The sequence below is a fragment of the Pseudomonas sp. BNK-30 genome, from assembly GCF_047456185.1.
Lineage (GTDB): Bacteria > Pseudomonadota > Gammaproteobacteria > Pseudomonadales > Pseudomonadaceae > Aquipseudomonas > Aquipseudomonas putida_E.
Genome location: NZ_CP179904.1, coordinates 5,417,735 through 5,435,562, shown reverse-complemented (window position 1 = coordinate 5,435,562; position 17,828 = coordinate 5,417,735). Strand labels below are relative to the sequence as shown.

Here is a 17,828-nt window from a genome sequence, read left to right as displayed (position 1 = left end):
GAGACCCGCACATGAGCGACCGCTATCTCGGCTTTGCCAACTCCAACCTCGGCCGCCGCTTCGTCGATGCCCTCGGGCTGCCACGCCCGGCACCGCTGGAACGCTGGCAGGCCGGGCGCCTGCGCCCGGTGGAGGGCGCACTGGTCATCGGCGGTGGGCCTCTGGCAAATCAGGTCGAAGCCATCGCTCCACGCCTGACCGACGAATGCTACAGCTTCAATGGTGTAAGCCTGCAGGCTCCCGCCTGGGTGGCTGGCCTGGGGCCCAAGCTCAAGGCCGTGGTGTTCGATGCCAGTCATCTGTCCGACAGCGATGAGCTGAAGCAGTTGCGCGAATTCTTCCAGCCGTTGCTGCGCAGCCTGGCACCCTGCGCCCATGTGGTCATACTCGGGCGCGCACCGGAAGGCATCGACGACCCGCTGGCCAGCGTCGCCCAGCGTGCTCTGGAGGGTTTCAGCCGCTCGCTGGCCAAGGAATTGCGTAACGGTGCGACGGCGCAGCTGTTGTACGTGGATGAAGCTGCCGATGGCCAGCTCGAAGGCGCCTTGCGCTTCTTCCTGTCACCCAAGAGCGCATTCATTTCCGGCCAGGTGCTGCGTTTGCAGGCCTGTGCCAGCCAGGTCGAAGACTGGACGCGGCCGCTCGCCGGGCGCCGGGCATTGGTCACTGGCGCTGCACGCGGGATAGGCGCCGCCATTGCCGAAACCTTGGCACGTGATGGTGCCGAGGTGATGCTGCTGGACGTGCCGCAGGCCCAGCAAGATCTCGATGCCCTCGCTGCCCGCCTGGGCGGCAAGGCGCTGGGGCTGGACATCTGTGCCAGTGACGCAGCCGCGCAACTGCTCCAGGCCTTGCCTGATGGCATCGATATCGTCGTGCACAACGCCGGCATCACCCGGGACAAGACCCTCGCCAACATGACCCCCGATTACTGGGACGCCGTCATGGCGGTCAACCTCAAAGCACCCCAGGTACTGACCCAGGCGCTGTATGAAGGCGGCGCCCTGGGCGCAGATGCACGCATCACTCTGCTGGCCTCGGTCAGCGGCATCGCCGGCAACCGCGGCCAGGCCAACTATGCCGCAAGCAAGGCCGGGCTGATCGGTTTTGCCCAGGCCTGGGCACCCAAGCTCGCCGGCCAAGGTGGCAGCATCAATGCCGTGGCTCCCGGTTTTATCGAGACGCACATGACCGCCGCCATGCCCATGGGCCTGCGTGAAGCCGGGCGGCGCCTGAGCTCGCTGGGCCAGGGCGGGCGCCCGCAGGATGTCGCCGAGGCCATCGCCTGGCTCAGCCAGCCCGGTTCCGGCGCGGTGAATGGCCAAGCGCTGCGGGTCTGTGGCCAGGCATTGATGGGAGCTTGAGCATGAACCGGCACTGGCATGACCTGAACAGCCCCGACTCACGCGCAAGCCTTTATCTGCGCGCGGCCAGCAAACGCAAGATCAGCGGCCACGCCCTGCCAGCCGATGGCCTGCGCTGCTTCATCCCTATGCAGCCCGGCAATCTCGCGGCGTACCGCAATCTGTGCCACTTCACCGATGACGGCCGCTTGCCGGGCACCTACCCCCATATCATGGCGTTTAACCTGCAGTTGCAGTTGCTGACCGCCCACGGCTTCCCTTTCCCGCTGCTGGGCCTGGTACACCTGCACAACCGCATCGAGGTGCTGCGCCCCCTGGGTGGTATCGACGGGCTGCACTTTGCGGTGTTTGCCGACAACCTGCAGCCACATGCCAAAGGCGGCACATTCGACCTGATCACCGAAGCCGAAGATGGCCTTGGCCTTTTGTGGCGCGAAACCAGCCGCATGCTGGTGCGCGGCTTGAAACTTGAAGGGCAGCCCGAAGAAAGCGAGGAAAGCGAACCGCAGCCTTTGCCTGAGACGACCCGCTGGTACGCCGACAGCGATATTGGCCGGCGCTACGCCAAAGTCTGTGGCGACTACAACCCGATTCATCTGAGCGCCACAAGTGCCCGGTTGTTCGGCTTCCCCAGGGCGATCGCCCATGGCATGTGGAGCAAGGCCATGGCGCTGGCAGCGCTGCGTGGGCACCTGCCAGGCAGCGGGTATGCCTTTGAAGTGGATTTCCGCAAGCCAGTGCGGTTGCCATCGGAGGTGGTATTGAGTGCCAGCGCCGCCGGCCCTGCCGGTGAGCTGCGCCTGGATGGGCACGGTGAGCTGCTGCACATGGTCGGGCGCTGGGGTTCGCTCTGAAGGCCGCAGGCTGCTTTGGCCCCTTGAATCCTCTTGCTTTGCATTGGGGCTGCACGGAAGCTATGCGGCACTAGGAGAACCGCAATGAACCTGCAAGAACTCACTCAACGCCTGCACCAGATCCGTGACAACAACGACTGGCGCGGCTTCCACAGCCCGAAGAACCTGGCCATGGCCGCCAGCGTGGAAATGGCCGAGCTGGTGGAAATCTTCCAATGGCTCAGCGAAGACGAATCGCGCCAACTGCCTACGGACAAGCTCGCCCACGCCGGCCAAGAGGTAGGTGACGTCATTCTCTACCTGCTGCTGCTGTGCAGCGAACTGGGCCTGGACATGGAGCAGGTGGTACGGGCCAAGCTGGCCGACACCGAAAGGCGCTTCGCCCGATGAACGACCGTCACTTCGATGAGCTGGCCACTCGCTTCGCCGAGAAGATCTACGGCGGCGCCAAAGGCGCGATCCGCCTGGCCGTGCTGCAGGCCGACCTGGCCGACGCCCTCCCCGACCGCCCGCTGCGGGTGCTCGACATCGGTGCCGGGCTCGGCCACATGGCTTTGTGGCTGGCCGAGCGCGGTCACCAACTGACCCTGGCCGAGCCGGCCGCACCCATGCTCGAAGGTGCCCGCACGCGCTTTGCCGATGCCGGCCAGACCGCCACGTTCATCCAGGCGCCATGGCAGGACCTGCTCGGTCAGCTCACCGAGCCCTACGACCTGGTACTGTGCCACGCCGTGCTCGAATGGCTGGCCGAGCCAGAGAGCATCCTGCCAGTGCTGCACCAACTGACCGCACCTGGCGGGTGGTTGTCCCTGGCCTTCTACAACCGGGATGCGCTGGTTTATCGCAACCTGCTCAAGGGCCATTTCCGCAAGTTGCGCAGCAACCGCCTGGAAGGTGAAAAACAGAGCCTCACCCCGCAGAAACCGCTTGATCCACGTGAGCTCAAGGTGCAACTTGATCCTCTGTGGCAGGTCGAAACCGAGAGTGGCGTGCGAGTTTTCCACGACTACATGCCCAGGGAATTCCAGGCCAAGGCCGAGATGCTCGACCTGCTGGAAATGGAACTGGCCCACCGCCGCCACCCGAGCTTTGCCGGGCTTGGCCGCTACCTGCACTGGATGTGCCGCCCTCGCTGAACCACCCGCCGGGAGGATTTCATGCCGTACCGCCTGCTGTGCCTGGCCTTGCTCCCGCTTGCCCTCAGCGCCTGTCAGGGCAGCAACCCGTACGTTGCCAGCAGCCGCCCCTTGCCGCCGGCCCCCGCGCAGGCGGCCAGCACCTTCGACGCCAGTGCCTACCCGGCCCCACCGCGTGACTATGGCCGTTACCGCAGTTGGAGCTGGCGCGACGGCCAGTTGCCAAGCGGCACTGCTGACGCCGCCCCGGGGCAACTAGCCGATGCCGTCAGTGGCGCCCTCGACCAGCATGGACTGCGCCCGGCCAGGGGCGCGACCGGCGACTTGCTGGTCAGTGCCGACATGCGCCTGGAGCGGCGTTTGCGCCAGGTACGCGACTATGACTACTACGACCCCTACTACGGCCCGTCCCCCTACGGCGGTGTCGGTTTCGGCGGTTACCGCAACGGTTACGGCGCCTATGGCAGCGTGCCGATCGTACGCACTTACGAAGTTGAAGTGATGGTGGTGCGCATCGACCTGTTCGACGCCCGCAACGGCCAGCCGGTGTGGAGCGCGAGCGCTGAAAGCGGCAGTGACAAAAGCTCGCCGCGTGACCGCGAAAGCGCATTGCGCGAATCGGTACACAAGGCACTCAGCGGCTATCCTCCCAGTTAATGCCTAACGGAGAACCATCATGTTGCGTCGCTTCGTTCTACTGTCATTCGTGCTGTTGCTTGCCGCCTGCTCCAGCAACAACGTCCAGCAGGATTTCGACGCCAGCCGAGACTTTGCCGCGTACCGCAGCTGGGCATGGCAAGAGCCGGCCCTGCACTACCGCCCGGATGACCCGCGTATCAAGAGCGACCTCACCGAACAGCGGATCCGCCAGGCCGTCGCCGACCAACTCGACCAGCGCGGCCTGCGCCCGGCACAAGGCAATGCCCAACCTGATGTCACTGTGCGTGCCTACCTGATCGTCGAACAACGCCAGCAGCAGATCACCACCAACTACGGTGGTGGCTGGGGTGGTTATTGGGGTGGCTATTGGGGCGGGCCGATGTACAACGAAACCCGTAGCGTCGATTACAAGGTAGCGACCATCCAGGTCGACATGTTCGATGGCCGCGACGGCAAGCTGGTCTGGCGCGGCAGTGCAGAGCAGATCATGAACAACTACCCGCCCAGCCCTGAGGAACGCAACAGCGCCATCCAGAAGACCGTTGGCCAGGTACTGGGCAATTACCCGCCAGGCAGGGCCAGATGAGCATGGCATAGCCCGTTCGTCAGATCGCGTCTACCCTGTTGATAAACCTGCTGAACGGGTAGACGTGTTCAACGAATAAGGATCGACCTGCCAATGCAAAGCATTGTTCTGCTGATGTGGCTTGCCTTGTGCACTGAACAGGATATTCGCGAACGCCAGATCGCCGATGTCCTGACCTTGGGCGTAGCAGCCTGTGCGCTGATCTGGCTGTTCTTCACCGGCCACACCTGGATTGGCGCCGACGCCAGCGATGCCGGCTGGGCATTGGCCATCGTCATGCTATTGACCTTGCCCGGCTACATGCTCGGCCACTTCGGCGCTGACGACGTCAAGCTGATGGGCGCACTGGCGTTGGCGACCAGTCATCAGTATGTGCTGGGGACCTTTATCGGTGCCGGCGTCAGCGTGTTGCTGTGGCTGCTGACTCGCCGCCGCCTGTGGACCCTGTTCAACCCCAAGGTAAAGAAGCGGCTGCAGGCGCTCACCGAACAAATGGGCGACAAACAAGCCTTCGTGCCTTATGTGCTGGCCGGCTTTCTGCTCACAGCGGTATGGATCCAATAATCAGTCCCGTTGTCCGATAACTTGTACATGCGTTGTACAGGTTCGCAAGCAGCGTCTATGGTTAAGCTGCCAGAGCGTCTGGCCCGGGAGCAGGGCCGCTTAGGAACAGGGAGTTGATCGTGAACAAGTCATTCAGCGAGGTGAAGGTTCTGGTGGTCGATGACCAGCCCCTGATCGTCGAACAGTTGTGTGAGTATCTCGAAAATCAGGGCCACCATTGCGTGGCCGCGCATTCAACAGACGAAGCCATCGAGCGCTATGTGGCAGATGAATCCATTGGCCTGGTGCTGTGCGACCTGCACATGCCCGAGCGCGATGGCATTGAACTGGTGAGGGCGTTGAAGGAAATTGCCGGGCGCCAGCGCGTGTTCGAAGCGATCATGCTCACTGGCCGGGCCGACAAGCAGGACGTGATTCGTGCGCTGCGCGAAGGCTTCGCTGATTACTACCAAAAACCCGTTGACCTCGACGAACTGCTGGAAGGCGTGCGTCGCCAGGAGCAGGTTTTGCTGGAGCGCAAATCCAACTTCCAGAACCTGGGCAGTCTCAACAAACGGTTGCAAGACCTGGCGGGCTGCATCGATGAGCTTTACCAGGACCTGGAGAAAGCGCGGGGCCAGGGCGTCCACCGCCGCGCCAGCGATGTCGAAGAGGGCGAGAGCGATCTGCCCGCCGCGTTCGAGAAGCTCTCACCACGCCAGCTGGAAGTGGCCCGGCTGGTGAGCAAAGGCAAGACCAACTACCAGATTGCCTGCGAGCTCGGGATCACCGAAAACACCGTGAAACTGTACGTTTCGCAGGTGTTGCGACTGACCCATATGCACAACCGCACGCAACTGGCGCTTGCGTTGACACCCAGTTCGTCGCCGGTGCACCAGCGGTTCACCACCCATTGAGTGAAACGGTCTTCACAGGCCCTGTCACCGGCAGCCGCCGATAGGGCCTGAAGACCCGACGCTCAATCCAGCTGATAGCTGACGCTCAGCATCAGCCGAGGCCGGCGGTTCAGGCTGTCCAGTGCCACATCCGCCAGCGGCTTGGCCACCTCCAGCGCCACATTGCCATATCGCCCGCCTGCCAGGCGCACGCCCAGCGCTGCCGAACTAAGGTGCGCATCCTCGAAAGGCCCGCCGTTGTACCAGGCGTGCGCCGCATCGAGCACCGCATAGGGCTGCACCCGTTGCAACCAGGCACGGCCAGCCATAATGCTGTAGTTGAGCTCGTAAGCCACACCCCAGCCCTTGTCACCTGAGGCCTGGTCGCTCGGGTAGCCGCGGCCGAAACGCTGCCCGCCAAACACCGCTCGCTCACTGTCGGGCAGCCTGTAGTCACTCCAGTGCACTGCGGCCGACACGACGCCCTGCCACTTTTCAGACAGTTGGTCGCTCTGCAGCCCGGCGATCCGAAAGCGCAGAAAGTCCATGTCGTAGTCCGCATCGCTACGCGCCCCCAGATAATCCATACCCTGATAGACCCCGGCGCTGGCGATGCGCAGGCGACCGGGATCTGCCTTGCGCCAGTCGCCTTCGAATGACAGCGCGCGAACATAGGTGTCGTACTCGGGTAAGCCGCCCGCCCGATACTCAATGTGCTCGCCGACCGAATAAAAACGCCCGGCCACGTTCACCCATTCGTTCGGTGCAATCATCAGGGGCTGGCCGAGGCCAATAGAATAACGCTCGCTCTCAAGGCGCTGATTGATGTCGGCACCGCCATCCAGCCGGACACGAGTACGCGGCTCACTGCGGTACCGTGCAGCGCCTAGCAGCAATTGGTTGCCGTGAGCGTCCAGAGGCTGGCTGTAATCCAGGCGCTGGTAATCAACGTATTCGTCACCGGCCGGCAGCAGAAAGCTCGCAGTCAGTTGCTCGGCAAAGCGTGTCTGGCCATTGCTGGAGATTTTGAACAGCGCCTGCAGGTCCCCGCGGCTGCCGTCACTCAGGGTCACGCCAGCATCAACTGGCCTGCGCCACGCACGTATTTTCAGACGGTTCGCGTCTTCAGGGGCGGGCCCCACCGCCACTTCAGCCTTCACATTGATACCCGGTAGCCGCTGCACCGCGCCGACATAGCGCTCGAGCGCTTCCTGGGTCAGTGGCCGCTCGGCCAGCAGGCGTCCTGTCACCTGCTTGAGGTAGAGCGCGGGCGGGCCGATATCACCCAGCAGTTCATAGCCCTGGATGTACCCTTCCACCAGCACCACATGCACACGGCCATCGGCAAAGTCCTGAGGTGGCAGGTAGGCATACGACAGCGGGTAGCCATCATGCTGGTAACGCTGGGTCAGTCGCTCAGTGAATTGCTGCAGATCACCCAAGGAGATCTCGTGCCCAATCAATGCTTGATAGTGCTCACGCAATTCACTCAGCGGGTAAACCGTACCGCCCTCGAAGCGCACCTTGTGCAGTACGAATCGGGCATCTGACGGCAAGCTCTCGGGTGCAGCAGGTAACACGACATGCAGCGCCGGGGTAACGGGGCGATAGGTATCTACCGGCAGGTTGGCGGTGGGCAGCCGGCGCTCGTATTCATGGGTATCGAGAAAAGCCGGCAACGGCTCGGCAAGGGCCAGGCTGGCCCAGGTCAGCAGTAACAGGGGCACGACCGCAAGACGCATAGGACGCTCCACGATCCCTTGGGCGCCGGGGCGTCGGCCGGCCACACCCATCACCAGCAAGCGTAGGTGCTGCCCCGGCAAACGTCGAACGGCTAATCGCTGACCTGGAACGCCACCCGCGCGGTTTCACCGCTCTCATCGAGTGCGCTGAGCTCGATCTGCCCGGCCTGCTCAAAGCGCACCCGCATGCTGCCCTGGCCCTCGGTCTGGCCAAGGGGCTGGCCGTTGAGGAACCACCAGCGCCGCCCACCCCCACCCAGGGCCGAAACCTGCAGTTGCAACGGCTCGCTGCTGGTGGCCGGGCGGCGCAGGTTGTCGCCTGGGCGTACACCGACGATGGACAGGGGCGGTGCCGTGGCAGGTACCTGCGGCGGGCAGCTTGGGTCCACCGCCGGCAGCCGCGCCGCACGCCGCTCGACCCGCGCCAGCCAAGGCTCGAGCGGGGCCGGCCAAAGGGCGACATCGCGAGCGTGGGCACCTGGGCACGAGCCATCCACCCGCAGCCCCTGCGCGTTGACCCAGACCTGCTCACGCAAACCCAGCCCAAGCGGTTGATCGGCTGCCTGCAGGGTCGGCGGGGTGGTGCCGTCGAGTGTCCAGGCAAAGCGCTGGCGCCTGCAGTTGGGGTCTTGCCGGTTCATGGGCTGGCCCAGCGGCCAGCAGATCGCGGCCACGCCAATGCTGGCGGGCACCTGTTCGACCGGCACGCCAAGGCCCCGCTGGCTGTCACGGTTGGTCAGCAGGTCGTGAATCTGCAGCATCAGCGGCGCCGCCGAAGCCAGGCCGAACTGGCCGGGCACTGGGGTGCCGTCGGGCCGGCCAATCCACACGCCAATCAGATAACGCGGCCCGACGCCGATCGACCAGGCATCACGAAAGCCATAGCTGGTACCCGTTTTCCAGGCCAAATGCGGGCGTTGCACCAACTGCGCGTGCGGGTCACGGTCCGGCCGCGCCTGGCCGCTGAGAATACGGCGGATGATCCACGCCGCCCCCGGTGACAGCAGACGCCGCTCCAGCAGCGGATCCTGCGGTTGCAGACGCACCCGTGCACTGTTGCCGCCACGGGCCAATGCCGCATAACCACCCACCAGCTCCTCCAGGCGGCTGCCTGCGCCACCGAGGATCAACGACAGATTAGGCTCGGCCAATGGCGGCAGCGCCAGCGGCATGCCGGCCATGCGCAGTTGCGCAGCAAAGCGCTTGGGCCCATACGCTTCGAGCAACTGCACCGCCGGCAGGTTGAGCGACAAGGCCAGCGCCGAACTGGCCGAGACCGGGCCGCTGAAACCCATCGAGAAGTTGCCAGGCCGGTAATCGCCATAGCGGCGCGGTACATCCTGCAGCAGCGATTCGGAATGGATCAGGCCGTCGTCCAGGGCCATGCCATAGAGAAACGGCTTGAGGGTCGAGCCCGGTGAACGCAGCGAGTGGACCATGTCGACGTGGCCGAAACGGCGCTCATCGGCAAGGTCGATCGAACCCAGGTAGGCACGCACGGCCATGCTCTGCGCATCCACCACCAGCACGGCCGCGGAGGTACGTTCCGGCAAGCGGGCACGCCAGCCCAGCAGCAGGTCCTCGAGGCGCCGCTGCAACGAGGCATCGAGCGTGGTGCGGATCAACGGCGGGCTGCCGGGAGTGTTCAGGCGGCGCGCCAGCAGCGGTGCCAAGGCTGGCTCCTTACGCGGGGCCAGCAATAACGGCTCTTCGGCAGCTTCCTTGATCTGCCAGGCAGGCCACACCTGATACTCGTCCAGGCGCTGCAGCACCTTGTCCCGCGCACGCTGGGCGCGTGCGGGGTGACGGTCGGGGCGCAACCGGCTGGGTGCCTGGGGCAGCACTGCCAGCAGCGCCGCTTCGGCAGGCGTGAGGTGCATCGGCGATTTGCCGAGGTAGGCCCAACTGGCCGCCGCCACGCCCTGCAAGGTGCCACCGAAGGGTGCGCGATTGAGGTAGATCTGCAGAATCTCGTGCTTGGACAGGTGCCATTCCAGCTGCGCCGTACGCCACAGTTGCCGCAGCTTGCCTGCCAGCGTGCGTTCGTGCGGGTCGAGTAAACGCGCAACCTGCATCGACAGCGTGCTGCCACCTGAAACAACCCGCCCGCCGCGCACGTTCAGCCATGCCGCGCGCACCAGCGCCAGCGGGTTGACCCCTGGGTGGTGGTAGAACCAGCGGTCCTCATAGGTCAGCAGCGCCTGCAGGTACAAAGGCGAAACCTCTTTGGGGCTGACCGGGTAGCGCCACACGCCCTCGGCATCGGCGAAGCGCCACAAGGGCGTGCCGTCTTCGGCCAGCACGACCCGCGCCAGATCATCTGCCGGCATGGGCAATGGCCAGATACGGTCAGCCAGCCACAACAGGCCGGCGATACCCACCAGCGCCACCACGCTGGCGCGCAGGATCCTTGCCGCTCGGGTGCGCGGTCGCGCTAAGCTAGGCATCGGGAACCGACCGGGCCAGGTGATGGCCAAAGGCTTGGGGACGGCAACCTCGCCGATTCGTACATCAGGAAGCAACTATGCATGTAGAAGGTTTTTTCGAGTGGCTTGGCCAGGCACTGGGTTCGTTGATCCGCTTCATCGTCGACGCCTTGAGCGGCCTGTTCAACCTGCTGGCCAACGCCGGGGGCAACTTCATTGATGGCCTTGCGCGCACACTGGGCATGGACACCTCACTGGTCAGCATCCTTGCCCTGATCGTCGGCCTGCTGCTGCTGTACTCGGCAATCCGCGCCTTCATGCGCGCCTCGATCATCCTCGGGATCATCTGGCTGGTGCTGGGGTTGTGGGTGATGAGCTGGGTGATCCATTGAGCGTGCACCGTCAATTGTAGGAGCGGCCTTGCGTCGCGATCGGGCGCGCAGCGGCCGCAAAAACGTTGTTCACCACAGTTGCTGGTCTGGGGCCTCTATGAGGCCCTTTCGCGACGCAAGGCCGCTCCTACAAAAGAGCAGCATGCCCTACCTTGATTTGACCGTCATCTCACCCTGCCCATCGCCCACCGCCTGCAGGTTCGGCCGGTACATCGACTCCACTTGCGGCGGCGGTATACGGTAGGTGCCCGGGGTCACCGCTCGCGCCAGATACAACAGGTGAGTGGTGCCATAGCCGTCGAGCTTGAGCGCCGCCACATACCGGTCATCACGGTATTCCTGATGCACCACGCTGGCGTTTTGCATCGACTCACGCCACTGCTTCACTGCGCTGCTGGCATTGTTCAGGCTGGCAGCGCTCTGCGCCAGGTTCTGGTTCTCCAGCTCCAGGCCCGCCGGCAACAGGTCGACCACCAGCGCATCCGGAACTCGCTCCGTGGCCTTGAGCGCCAGATGCACCAGCACCAGGTCGCCGCTGCGCACGTTGTGCAGGTCCAGTACCTGGCCGTTCATGCCCAGGTATTCACGGCGGATCTCCATGCCGTTGCCGCCTGCGGCAGGCGCCTGACGTGGATAGCCCGAGAGGGTCAGTTGCTGGTAGACAGTTTCACTACCTTCGTTCTGCACACTCAGCGGCGAGGCCAACAGTGGGCCTTCGAGCTTCATGCCAGCGTCGCCATTGCTGAACTCCCGCACCTCACCGGCACTGTCCAGGCGCGCCTTCCACGGGCTCTCAGGCTTATCGAGCAAGCCACGCCCGGCCAGGTACAGCGCATTACGCTCCTGCGTCGACAGCCAACGGTTGGCGGCCAGCTCATCAGACAGCGCGAACAACCGCTGATCGACCTGGTTGCTGGCCAGATCACTCTCCTGCAGCAACGCCAGGATCAATGCCTGGTCACGCAGGCTGCTGCCGTAATCGGCCATCCAGCCTTTGCTGCGGCTGATACCCAGGCCTGCTTGCAATGCCTCCTGCGAACGCGGCTTGTCGCCCATCTTGTCCAGCGCCACGGCCAGTTGTACCAGCGGCAGGCCGGAGCGCGCATCGGCGCGCCGTTCGAACAGGCTGCGCAAGGCCCCCAGCGGAGCCTGCTGGCTGCGCGAAAGTACCAGCGCAGCGTAGGCCTGCACGGCAAAGCGGGTGTGTTCGGCGTTCTCGCTGTAGTCGACCTCGATCAGGTTACGCTCCTGCAAGTAGCGCAGCAGGCGTTCATTGGCTTTCTTCAGCGCCTCGGCCGGCACACCATAGCCTTGGTCCCGGGCCCTGAGCAGGAAGTCGGTGACATAGGCGGTCAGCCAGTACTCCTCCTCGCTGTCAGAACTCCACAGGCCGAAGCTGCCGTTGTAGCGCTGCATCCCCAGCAGGTGTTCGATGCCCATTTCGATCTTGCGCTTGCGCACCTCGGCCGGCTCGCCTTTGATCCCCAGGCGCTTGAGGCTCTGCGCATCGGCGTACAGCGAGGGGTACAGGCCGCTGGTGGTCTGTTCCAGGCAACCGTAGGGGTAGGCTTCGAGGGCACGGATCTGCTCGGCCAGGTTCAGTGGCGGGCGGCTCGACAACGCCAGGCTGGCTTCCAGCCCGGCCGGTTCGAATGCTGCCAGGTCGGCTTCAGGCAGCGTCCAGGGCTGGTCCTTGAGAGCCACGCGGTAATGCTTGAGCACGGCCGGGTACGCGGGGCGTACGCCCAGCGTCCATTCACGCTCGAAGGTGTTCAGCGGCTCGCCCGGCAACTGCAGGCCATTGACCCGTACATGCACCTTGCCCTGGCCCAAGCCACCCTGCGCCTGCACCGGGATCATCAGGGTGGTGCGCTGGCCCTCGGCCAGGGCAACACGCTGCTGGGCGCTCATTGCCAGGCTCACCTGCCCCTCGGTGCTGATATCGACAGTCAGCTGCTGGGCCAGGCCGGAAAGGTTGACCAGGTCCAGCGCCAGGCTGGTGCGGTCGCCACCGGCAAGGAAGCGCGGCGCCGAGAGTTCGGCAATCAGCGGGGCCGCCACCACGGTCTTGCCCTCGGCCATGCCGAAGTGGTCCTCGGTCCAGGCCTGGGCCATCAACCGCAGTTCGCCATTGAAGTCGGGAATATCGACGCTCGCCTCGCCCTCGCCCTGCTCGTTCAGGGTCACCGGAACACTCTGCCGGGCAACGATGGTGACCGTGGTGTTGGGGCGCTTGCCCCCCTTGGCCATGGCTGCGTCACCGCCGAAGGCCAGGCTGGCCAGGCGCCCCTGACCGGCTTCGATCAGTTGGCCATAGATGTCCAGCTGGTCGGCGCCATAGGCCTTGCGGCCGAACAGGCTGGCGTATGGGTCAGGGGTCTTGAAGTCGGTGATGTTGAGAATGCCCACATCCACAGCAGACAACAGCACATGGGCCTGTTTGGGAATACTGCCATCGGCATTGGTGGCCTTGATTCTGACCGTCAGGGGTTGCTTGGGGCGCATTTTTTCCGGTGCCTGCAGGCTGACCGCCAGCTTGCGCTCGGCGCGGCCCAGCGGCAGGTGTAGCACACCGACGGCACGCTTGGGCGTGGCATTGGCCTTGCGCTCACCCGGGCGGATCACCAAGGCACTGATGTACAGGTCGTGGCGAGCCCACTGCTTGTCCAGTTGCACATCGAAGGTCTTGCCTTCGGCGGGGACGTCGATCTCCTGCCACCACAGCGGGCCATCGCTGGATTCGATCATCAGGTAGCCATTGCCGGCAGCTGGCGGGGTTACCGTGACCTTGGCAGTAGCGCCATCAGCGTAAGCCGGCTGGTCCAGCGCCAGCTTGACCTGGTCGGGGCGCACTGCGCCGCCTTCGGCATTGTCCTGGGCGCGATACCCCGCCCAGAAGCGTTCGCTGGACACCAGGCCAGTCTGTGGGTCTTCCACCTCGACGCGGTAAGGCCCCCACTCGACCTGGAAGGTCAGCTTGGCAGTCGAGCCCGCTTGTACGTTGACGCTTTGCTCGCTCTGAGTGAGGAATTTTTCGTTGTAGTTGTAGCTCCAGCCGTCGCTTTGCGAGTAGTTCCAGTAGTAATCGCGGCGCTCTCGGATCAGCCGTACCTTGAGGTCGCTTGCAGCGAGCTTGTTGCCGTCTCGGTCGGCCACCAGGAACTCGAATTCCACCGGGCCGTCGCTGTCGGTTTCCTCGCCCTCGAACACGCCACGCAGGCCAGGCAGGCGGTCGGCGGGCCAGATCGGTTGTTCGAGACGACGGGTGATCGGTCGGCCACCGGACTCCTGCAAGCTGGCCTGCACGGTCAACTGCAGCGGCGAGCGCGCTTCGGCCCAGCGGCTTTCGATATCGACCACGGCCTTGCCAGCCTGATCGAGGGTCACTTCATCCAGCTCCAGGTCTTGGTTCAGCTCGGTTTCGGTGACCGAACCAAACTGATAACCCGGCAAAGCAGGTACCGCTTCGCGCAGGGGGCGCACGTACGCCTGGCCGCTCAGGCGATTGCCCGCCGCTGGCGCACCGTAGAGGTACCGGCCATTGACCTGGACCTGCGCCGTTTCTTCGGGCGAGAGCGGTGTGCTGCTGCCCTTCAGTTCAAGCGCCAGGCGTTCAGGAAGGAAGTCTTCGACGAGGAACTCATAGACCTGCTTGCGCCCCCCGCCAAGGTCGAGCAGCAGTTGCCAACGACCGGTCGGTGCTTCTGTAGCCAGTTGCAACTGGTACTGATAAAGGCCGTTGGCATCGGCCTCCCAGACAAACTTGCGGCTGACCTGCTCATCCGGGCGGCGTACCTCCACACTGACCGGCTGGGCCTTTACCGGCTTGCCATCCTGGTCGCGCAACAGGCCGTTGAGCAGCACCGTCTCACCCGGGCGATACAGGTCGCGCGGGCCAAAGATGAAGAACTGCAGCGGGTTTGCCTGCGGGCCGGTGATGTCGAATTCGGCCAGGTCCAGCGCTGCAGTGTTCAGGCGTAGCAGTGTGGTATGCACACCCTGGGTCGCGATCAGGGTATCGGCCTTGGCCGTGAGCGGCAGCTGGGCATGGCCTTGGCCATCGGTCTTGGCCTGGGCCAGCAGCTTGCCCTTGTCGTCATGAAGTTCGAGGTTTACCTGGTTGAGCGCCTTGCCGCCCTCCAGGGCCTGGGCAAACACGTCAAGACGGTCGCGATAGCGGTGGGCCGAGACGCCGATATCGCTGAGGGTGAACAGCGTCGCCGGCTGCGAATAATCGTAGGTTCCTGACGCGCGCATCACTGCCAGGTATACGCCCGGCTCCTGCAGCGGCTTGATCCCGGCGATCGGCAGCAGCACGGTCTCACGGGTATTGCGCGCCGGGTTGAGGTCGAACCGGCCGCTGTAGACCAGGTCGGCCAGGGCCAGGGTTTCCTTGGACTGGTAGTAGTAGAGGCTGCTGTTGCGGCCCCAGTTGACCAGGAAGGTCGAGAGCATGTCCGGCTTGACCCGGAAAAACTCGACATCGACCTTGTCGACGTTCAGGGCAATCACCGGCAGGCCCTCGGCCAGCCGCGTAGGCAGCAGCGAGCCACGGCTGGCGAAGCCGATGGTCGGCTGCATGTCGCGGGTTTCCAGGCGGGTCACCGACTCGCTTTCCAGCTGCTTGCCGTTGACAGCCAGCAGGCCCTTGTCGACGGTCAACACAAGCTTGCGCTGCGGCTCGAGGTGACGCAGGCGCAGTTCCATCTGGTTGTCGGCAAGCTCCCAGGCACCGTCGACCTTGCCTTTGACGGTATCGACCAGATGCAGCTTGGCAGCGAAGTCCTGCTTTGCGTCCAGCGGTGCGGAAAAACTGACCGAGAGGGCACTGGCGCCGTCGAGCTGCACTTCCGAAACATCCAGTACGCTGAGCTCACGGCCTTCGTAGCGTTTGGCGAGTTCGGCAGGGTCCTGGCGCTTGGGCGCAGCAGATTCGGCCGGGGTGCTTGCCGCCGGTTTTTCGGTGGCGGCAGGTTTGTCTGGCGTGGAGGAATCACAGGCACTGAGCAGGGCCAGCGCGCAGGCCAGCAACAATCCTTTGTTGAACATGGAGTGGGGACTCTAATCGGCAGCGTATGCGTGAAGGCAGCAACTATAGCGCAACGGCAGGTGGCTGGCCGTTAGAATGCGGCCTATCGATCCAGAAGGGCCGCTATGCGGGCCTGTTTTCCCAGGAACTCAAATGTCGCAAATTGCCACCGACTGGCAGCACCGCCTCACCCACCGCAAAGTCTGGGCCCTGGCCGCACCGATGATTTTGTCCAACATCTCGGTGCCCTTGGTGGCCCTGGTAGACAGCACGGTCATCGGTCACCTGCCCCACGCCCATCAGCTTGGCGCGGTGGCGGTGGGTGCCACGCTGTTCACTTTCATGGTCGGCCTGATGGGCTTCCTGCGCATGGGCTCCACCGGCTTCGCTGCCCAGGCCGCGGGGCGTGCCGACGGTGCTGCGCTGCGCCAGGTCCTGGTGCAAGGCCTGCTGCTGGCGGTGGGCTTTGCCCTGCTCATCGGCCTGCTCGCCCTGCCCTTCAGCCAACTGGCGCTGCACGCGATGCAACCGAGCCAAGCCTTGCAGCAGTCGACCGAGGCCTTCTTCCATACCCGCCTGCTCGGCCTGCCGGCGGCGCTGGCCAGCTACGCGCTGGTCGGCTGGTTCCTCGGCACCCAGAACGCCCGAGCACCGCTTGCCATATTGCTGACCACCAACCTGCTGAACATCGGCCTCAACCTATGGTTCGTTCTTGGCCTGGATTGGGGTGTGCTGGGGTCGGCGCGGGCGTCGGTGATCGCCGAGTGGGCGGCGGCACTGCTTGGCCTGGCCCTGACCCGCCCTGCCCTGCGCGCCTACCCCGGGCATATCGCCTGGGCGGCACTCAGGCGCTGGCAAGCCTGGCGGCCGTTGCTATCGGTCAACCGCGATATCTTCCTGCGCAGCCTGGCCTTGCAGCTGGTGTTCCTGCTGATCACCGTGCAAGGCGCGCGACTGGGCGAGGCCACGGTGGCGGCCAATGCACTGCTGCTCAACGGCCTGCTGCTCACCGCCTACGCCCTCGACGGCCTGGCGCATGCGGTGGAAGCCCTGTGCGGCCATGCCATTGGCGCCCGCGATCGCGACACCCTGCGCCGCTCGCTGGTGGTGGCCTGTGGATGGTCATTGATTACCAGTCTGGGTTTTGCCGGGCTGTTCCTGCTGGCCGGGCATTTGTTCATCGACCTGCAGACCGATATCGAGAGTGTACGCGCGGCCGCCTATCCGTACCTGCCGTACCTGGCGGTACTGCCATTGGTAGCGGTGTGGAGTTACTTGCTGGACGGCCTGTTCATCGGTGCCACGCGGGCGCGGGAGATGCGCAATGCAATGCTGGTTTCGGTGCTGGTTGCATTGCCGCTGGCGTGGGCCATGAGTGGCTTTGGCAACCACGGGCTGTGGTTGGCGTTTCTCGGGTTCATGGCGTTGCGGGCGGTGACGTTGGGATGGGTGGGTTGGCGCCTGCAACGAAAAGGACTGTGGATTCACTGATGCTGGGGCTGCCTTGCAGCCCTTTCGCGACGCAAGGCCGCTCTACGAGCGACCGCTGTAGGAGCGGCCTTGTGTCGCGAAATGAGGGCGCAGCCCTCACCTGCATACTCACAGCCACACACAATCCCAGTGAGAATACTCGCCAGCACGCTGTACCAGTCCGGCACGGATTGGGTTGGCGATGATGTATCGAGCAACGGCCCTGATGTCCTGCTCACGCCGTAACGCTCGGTCATGGAAGCCAGGTTGCCAGATACGGCGCCTATCAGCTCCGGCTCGATAAAGCGCGCAACTGCTTCGAGATTTGAATGCGCACATCAATTCGCCAAGCGTTCCGTGGCCTAGCTCGATCAGCCAGTGCAGATGATCTGGCATCAAGACTCACGCCAGCGTTCGACAGCACGCTTCCTGATCGCTTAGCCGCAACTGTTGAATGGCGGCTCGGGCGAAAGGAAGATTCTTGAAGATTGGAGCGCGATTGCGGGTAACCGTTGTTAATAGATACAACCTCCCCTGCTCCGAGTGGCGGCCTTTGCGCAAACGGTGATTGCCTTGACGGTCCATGTCGGTATCCCTTGAACATTGCGTTCAACGGTAGTCAGCCCCATGCAGCTGGGTACGTTTGTTCCTTTTCCTGATGTGACACCGGTGAGGGCTGTGCCCTCATTCGCGACGCAAGGCCGCTCCTACAGGGGTAGCAGGAGCGGCC

Annotated in this window: 13 protein-coding genes and 1 pseudogene; 10 read left to right on the top strand and 4 right to left on the bottom strand. The window is 64.2% G+C overall.

The window, feature by feature from the left end:
* The first annotated feature begins 11 nt into the window (after positions 1-11).
* The 8 genes from ACMGGN_RS25205 to ACMGGN_RS25170 all read left to right on the top strand — a co-directional run bounded on the left by ACMGGN_RS25205 (position 12) and on the right by ACMGGN_RS25170 (position 6,060).
* Positions 12-1,364 carry a 3-oxoacyl-ACP reductase gene (locus tag ACMGGN_RS25205; RefSeq protein WP_046787858.1) on the top strand — a complete coding sequence of 451 codons (1,353 nt, stop codon included), beginning with the start codon at positions 12-14 and terminating at the stop codon, positions 1,362-1,364.
* A 2-nt stretch (positions 1,365-1,366) separates the two neighbouring features.
* Entirely contained in the window at positions 1,367-2,218 is an 852-nt protein-coding gene (locus tag ACMGGN_RS25200) for a MaoC family dehydratase (RefSeq protein ID WP_115273811.1), read from the top strand.
* Positions 2,219-2,302: 84 nt separating this feature from the next.
* Positions 2,303-2,608, top strand: a complete 306-nt coding sequence (locus ACMGGN_RS25195; protein ID WP_414156353.1) for a MazG-like family protein — start codon at positions 2,303-2,305, stop codon at positions 2,606-2,608.
* A complete protein-coding gene (locus ACMGGN_RS25190) occupies positions 2,605-3,354 on the top strand; it encodes a methyltransferase domain-containing protein (RefSeq protein ID WP_012316386.1) in 750 nt (249 codons plus the stop codon). The genes ACMGGN_RS25195 and ACMGGN_RS25190 overlap by 4 nt, the downstream gene beginning before the upstream one ends.
* A 21-nt stretch (positions 3,355-3,375) precedes the next feature.
* The gene (locus ACMGGN_RS25185) at positions 3,376-4,011 is read left to right on the top strand and encodes a DUF4136 domain-containing protein (protein WP_115273810.1); all 636 of its coding nucleotides are present in this window, start codon (positions 3,376-3,378) and stop codon (positions 4,009-4,011) included.
* Between the two features lie 19 nt (positions 4,012-4,030).
* Entirely contained in the window at positions 4,031-4,600 is a 570-nt protein-coding gene (locus tag ACMGGN_RS25180) for a DUF4136 domain-containing protein (protein ID WP_174142009.1), read from the top strand.
* A 93-nt stretch (positions 4,601-4,693) separates the two neighbouring features.
* Positions 4,694-5,164, top strand: coding sequence for an A24 family peptidase (locus ACMGGN_RS25175; RefSeq protein ID WP_039602427.1), 471 nt, complete (start codon positions 4,694-4,696; stop codon positions 5,162-5,164).
* A 113-nt stretch (positions 5,165-5,277) separates the two neighbouring features.
* Positions 5,278-6,060, top strand: a complete 783-nt coding sequence (locus ACMGGN_RS25170; protein WP_217433399.1) for a response regulator transcription factor — start codon at positions 5,278-5,280, stop codon at positions 6,058-6,060.
* Positions 6,061-6,122: 62 nt separating this feature from the next.
* Here ACMGGN_RS25170 and ACMGGN_RS25165 read toward each other — a convergent pair whose 3' ends face one another.
* Positions 6,123-7,781: a ShlB/FhaC/HecB family hemolysin secretion/activation protein gene (locus ACMGGN_RS25165; RefSeq protein WP_251962431.1), complete on the bottom strand. Its 1,659-nt coding sequence runs from the start codon at positions 7,779-7,781 to the stop codon at positions 6,123-6,125.
* Between the two features lie 92 nt (positions 7,782-7,873).
* Entirely contained in the window at positions 7,874-10,228 is a 2,355-nt protein-coding gene (gene pbpC / locus ACMGGN_RS25160; protein WP_115273807.1) for a peptidoglycan glycosyltransferase PbpC, read from the bottom strand.
* Between the two features lie 77 nt (positions 10,229-10,305).
* Here pbpC and ACMGGN_RS25155 point away from each other — a divergent pair, with 77 nt between their 5' ends.
* The gene (locus tag ACMGGN_RS25155; protein WP_012316393.1) at positions 10,306-10,599 is read left to right on the top strand and encodes a hypothetical protein; all 294 of its coding nucleotides are present in this window, start codon (positions 10,306-10,308) and stop codon (positions 10,597-10,599) included.
* A 147-nt stretch (positions 10,600-10,746) separates the two neighbouring features.
* On the opposite strand, the gene ACMGGN_RS25150 is transcribed toward ACMGGN_RS25155, so the two are convergent.
* A complete protein-coding gene (locus ACMGGN_RS25150) occupies positions 10,747-15,648 on the bottom strand; it encodes an alpha-2-macroglobulin family protein (RefSeq protein ID WP_251962430.1) in 4,902 nt (1,633 codons plus the stop codon).
* A 133-nt stretch (positions 15,649-15,781) separates the two neighbouring features.
* On the opposite strand from ACMGGN_RS25150, the gene ACMGGN_RS25145 reads away from it, so the two are divergent.
* On the top strand, positions 15,782-17,119 hold the full coding sequence (locus tag ACMGGN_RS25145) for an MATE family efflux transporter (RefSeq protein WP_046787851.1): 1,338 nt from the start codon (positions 15,782-15,784) through the stop codon (positions 17,117-17,119).
* A gap of 108 nt (positions 17,120-17,227) precedes the next feature.
* On the opposite strand, the pseudogene ACMGGN_RS25140 reads toward ACMGGN_RS25145, so the two are convergent.
* Positions 17,228-17,683, bottom strand: a pseudogene (locus ACMGGN_RS25140) (REP-associated tyrosine transposase).
* Between the last annotated feature and the right edge of the window lie 145 nt (positions 17,684-17,828).

Excerpts from the sequence above, each read along its gene's own strand:
- ACMGGN_RS25205 (WP_046787858.1), top strand. The coding sequence starts at position 12 with ATGAGCGACCGCTATCTCGGCTTTGCCAACTCCAACCTCGGCCGCCGC.
- ACMGGN_RS25200 (WP_115273811.1), top strand. The coding sequence starts at position 1,367 with ATGAACCGGCACTGGCATGACCTGAACAGCCCCGACTCACGCGCAAGC.
- ACMGGN_RS25195 (WP_414156353.1), top strand. The coding sequence starts at position 2,303 with ATGAACCTGCAAGAACTCACTCAACGCCTGCACCAGATCCGTGACAAC.
- ACMGGN_RS25190 (WP_012316386.1), top strand. The coding sequence starts at position 2,605 with ATGAACGACCGTCACTTCGATGAGCTGGCCACTCGCTTCGCCGAGAAG.
- ACMGGN_RS25185 (WP_115273810.1), top strand. The coding sequence starts at position 3,376 with ATGCCGTACCGCCTGCTGTGCCTGGCCTTGCTCCCGCTTGCCCTCAGC.
- ACMGGN_RS25180 (WP_174142009.1), top strand. The coding sequence starts at position 4,031 with ATGTTGCGTCGCTTCGTTCTACTGTCATTCGTGCTGTTGCTTGCCGCC.
- ACMGGN_RS25175 (WP_039602427.1), top strand. The coding sequence starts at position 4,694 with ATGCAAAGCATTGTTCTGCTGATGTGGCTTGCCTTGTGCACTGAACAG.
- ACMGGN_RS25165 (WP_251962431.1), bottom strand. The coding sequence starts at position 7,781 with ATGCGTCTTGCGGTCGTGCCCCTGTTACTGCTGACCTGGGCCAGCCTG.
- pbpC (WP_115273807.1), bottom strand. The coding sequence starts at position 10,228 with ATGCCTAGCTTAGCGCGACCGCGCACCCGAGCGGCAAGGATCCTGCGC.
- ACMGGN_RS25155 (WP_012316393.1), top strand. The coding sequence starts at position 10,306 with ATGCATGTAGAAGGTTTTTTCGAGTGGCTTGGCCAGGCACTGGGTTCG.
- ACMGGN_RS25150 (WP_251962430.1), bottom strand. The coding sequence starts at position 15,648 with ATGTTCAACAAAGGATTGTTGCTGGCCTGCGCGCTGGCCCTGCTCAGT.
- ACMGGN_RS25145 (WP_046787851.1), top strand. The coding sequence starts at position 15,782 with ATGTCGCAAATTGCCACCGACTGGCAGCACCGCCTCACCCACCGCAAA.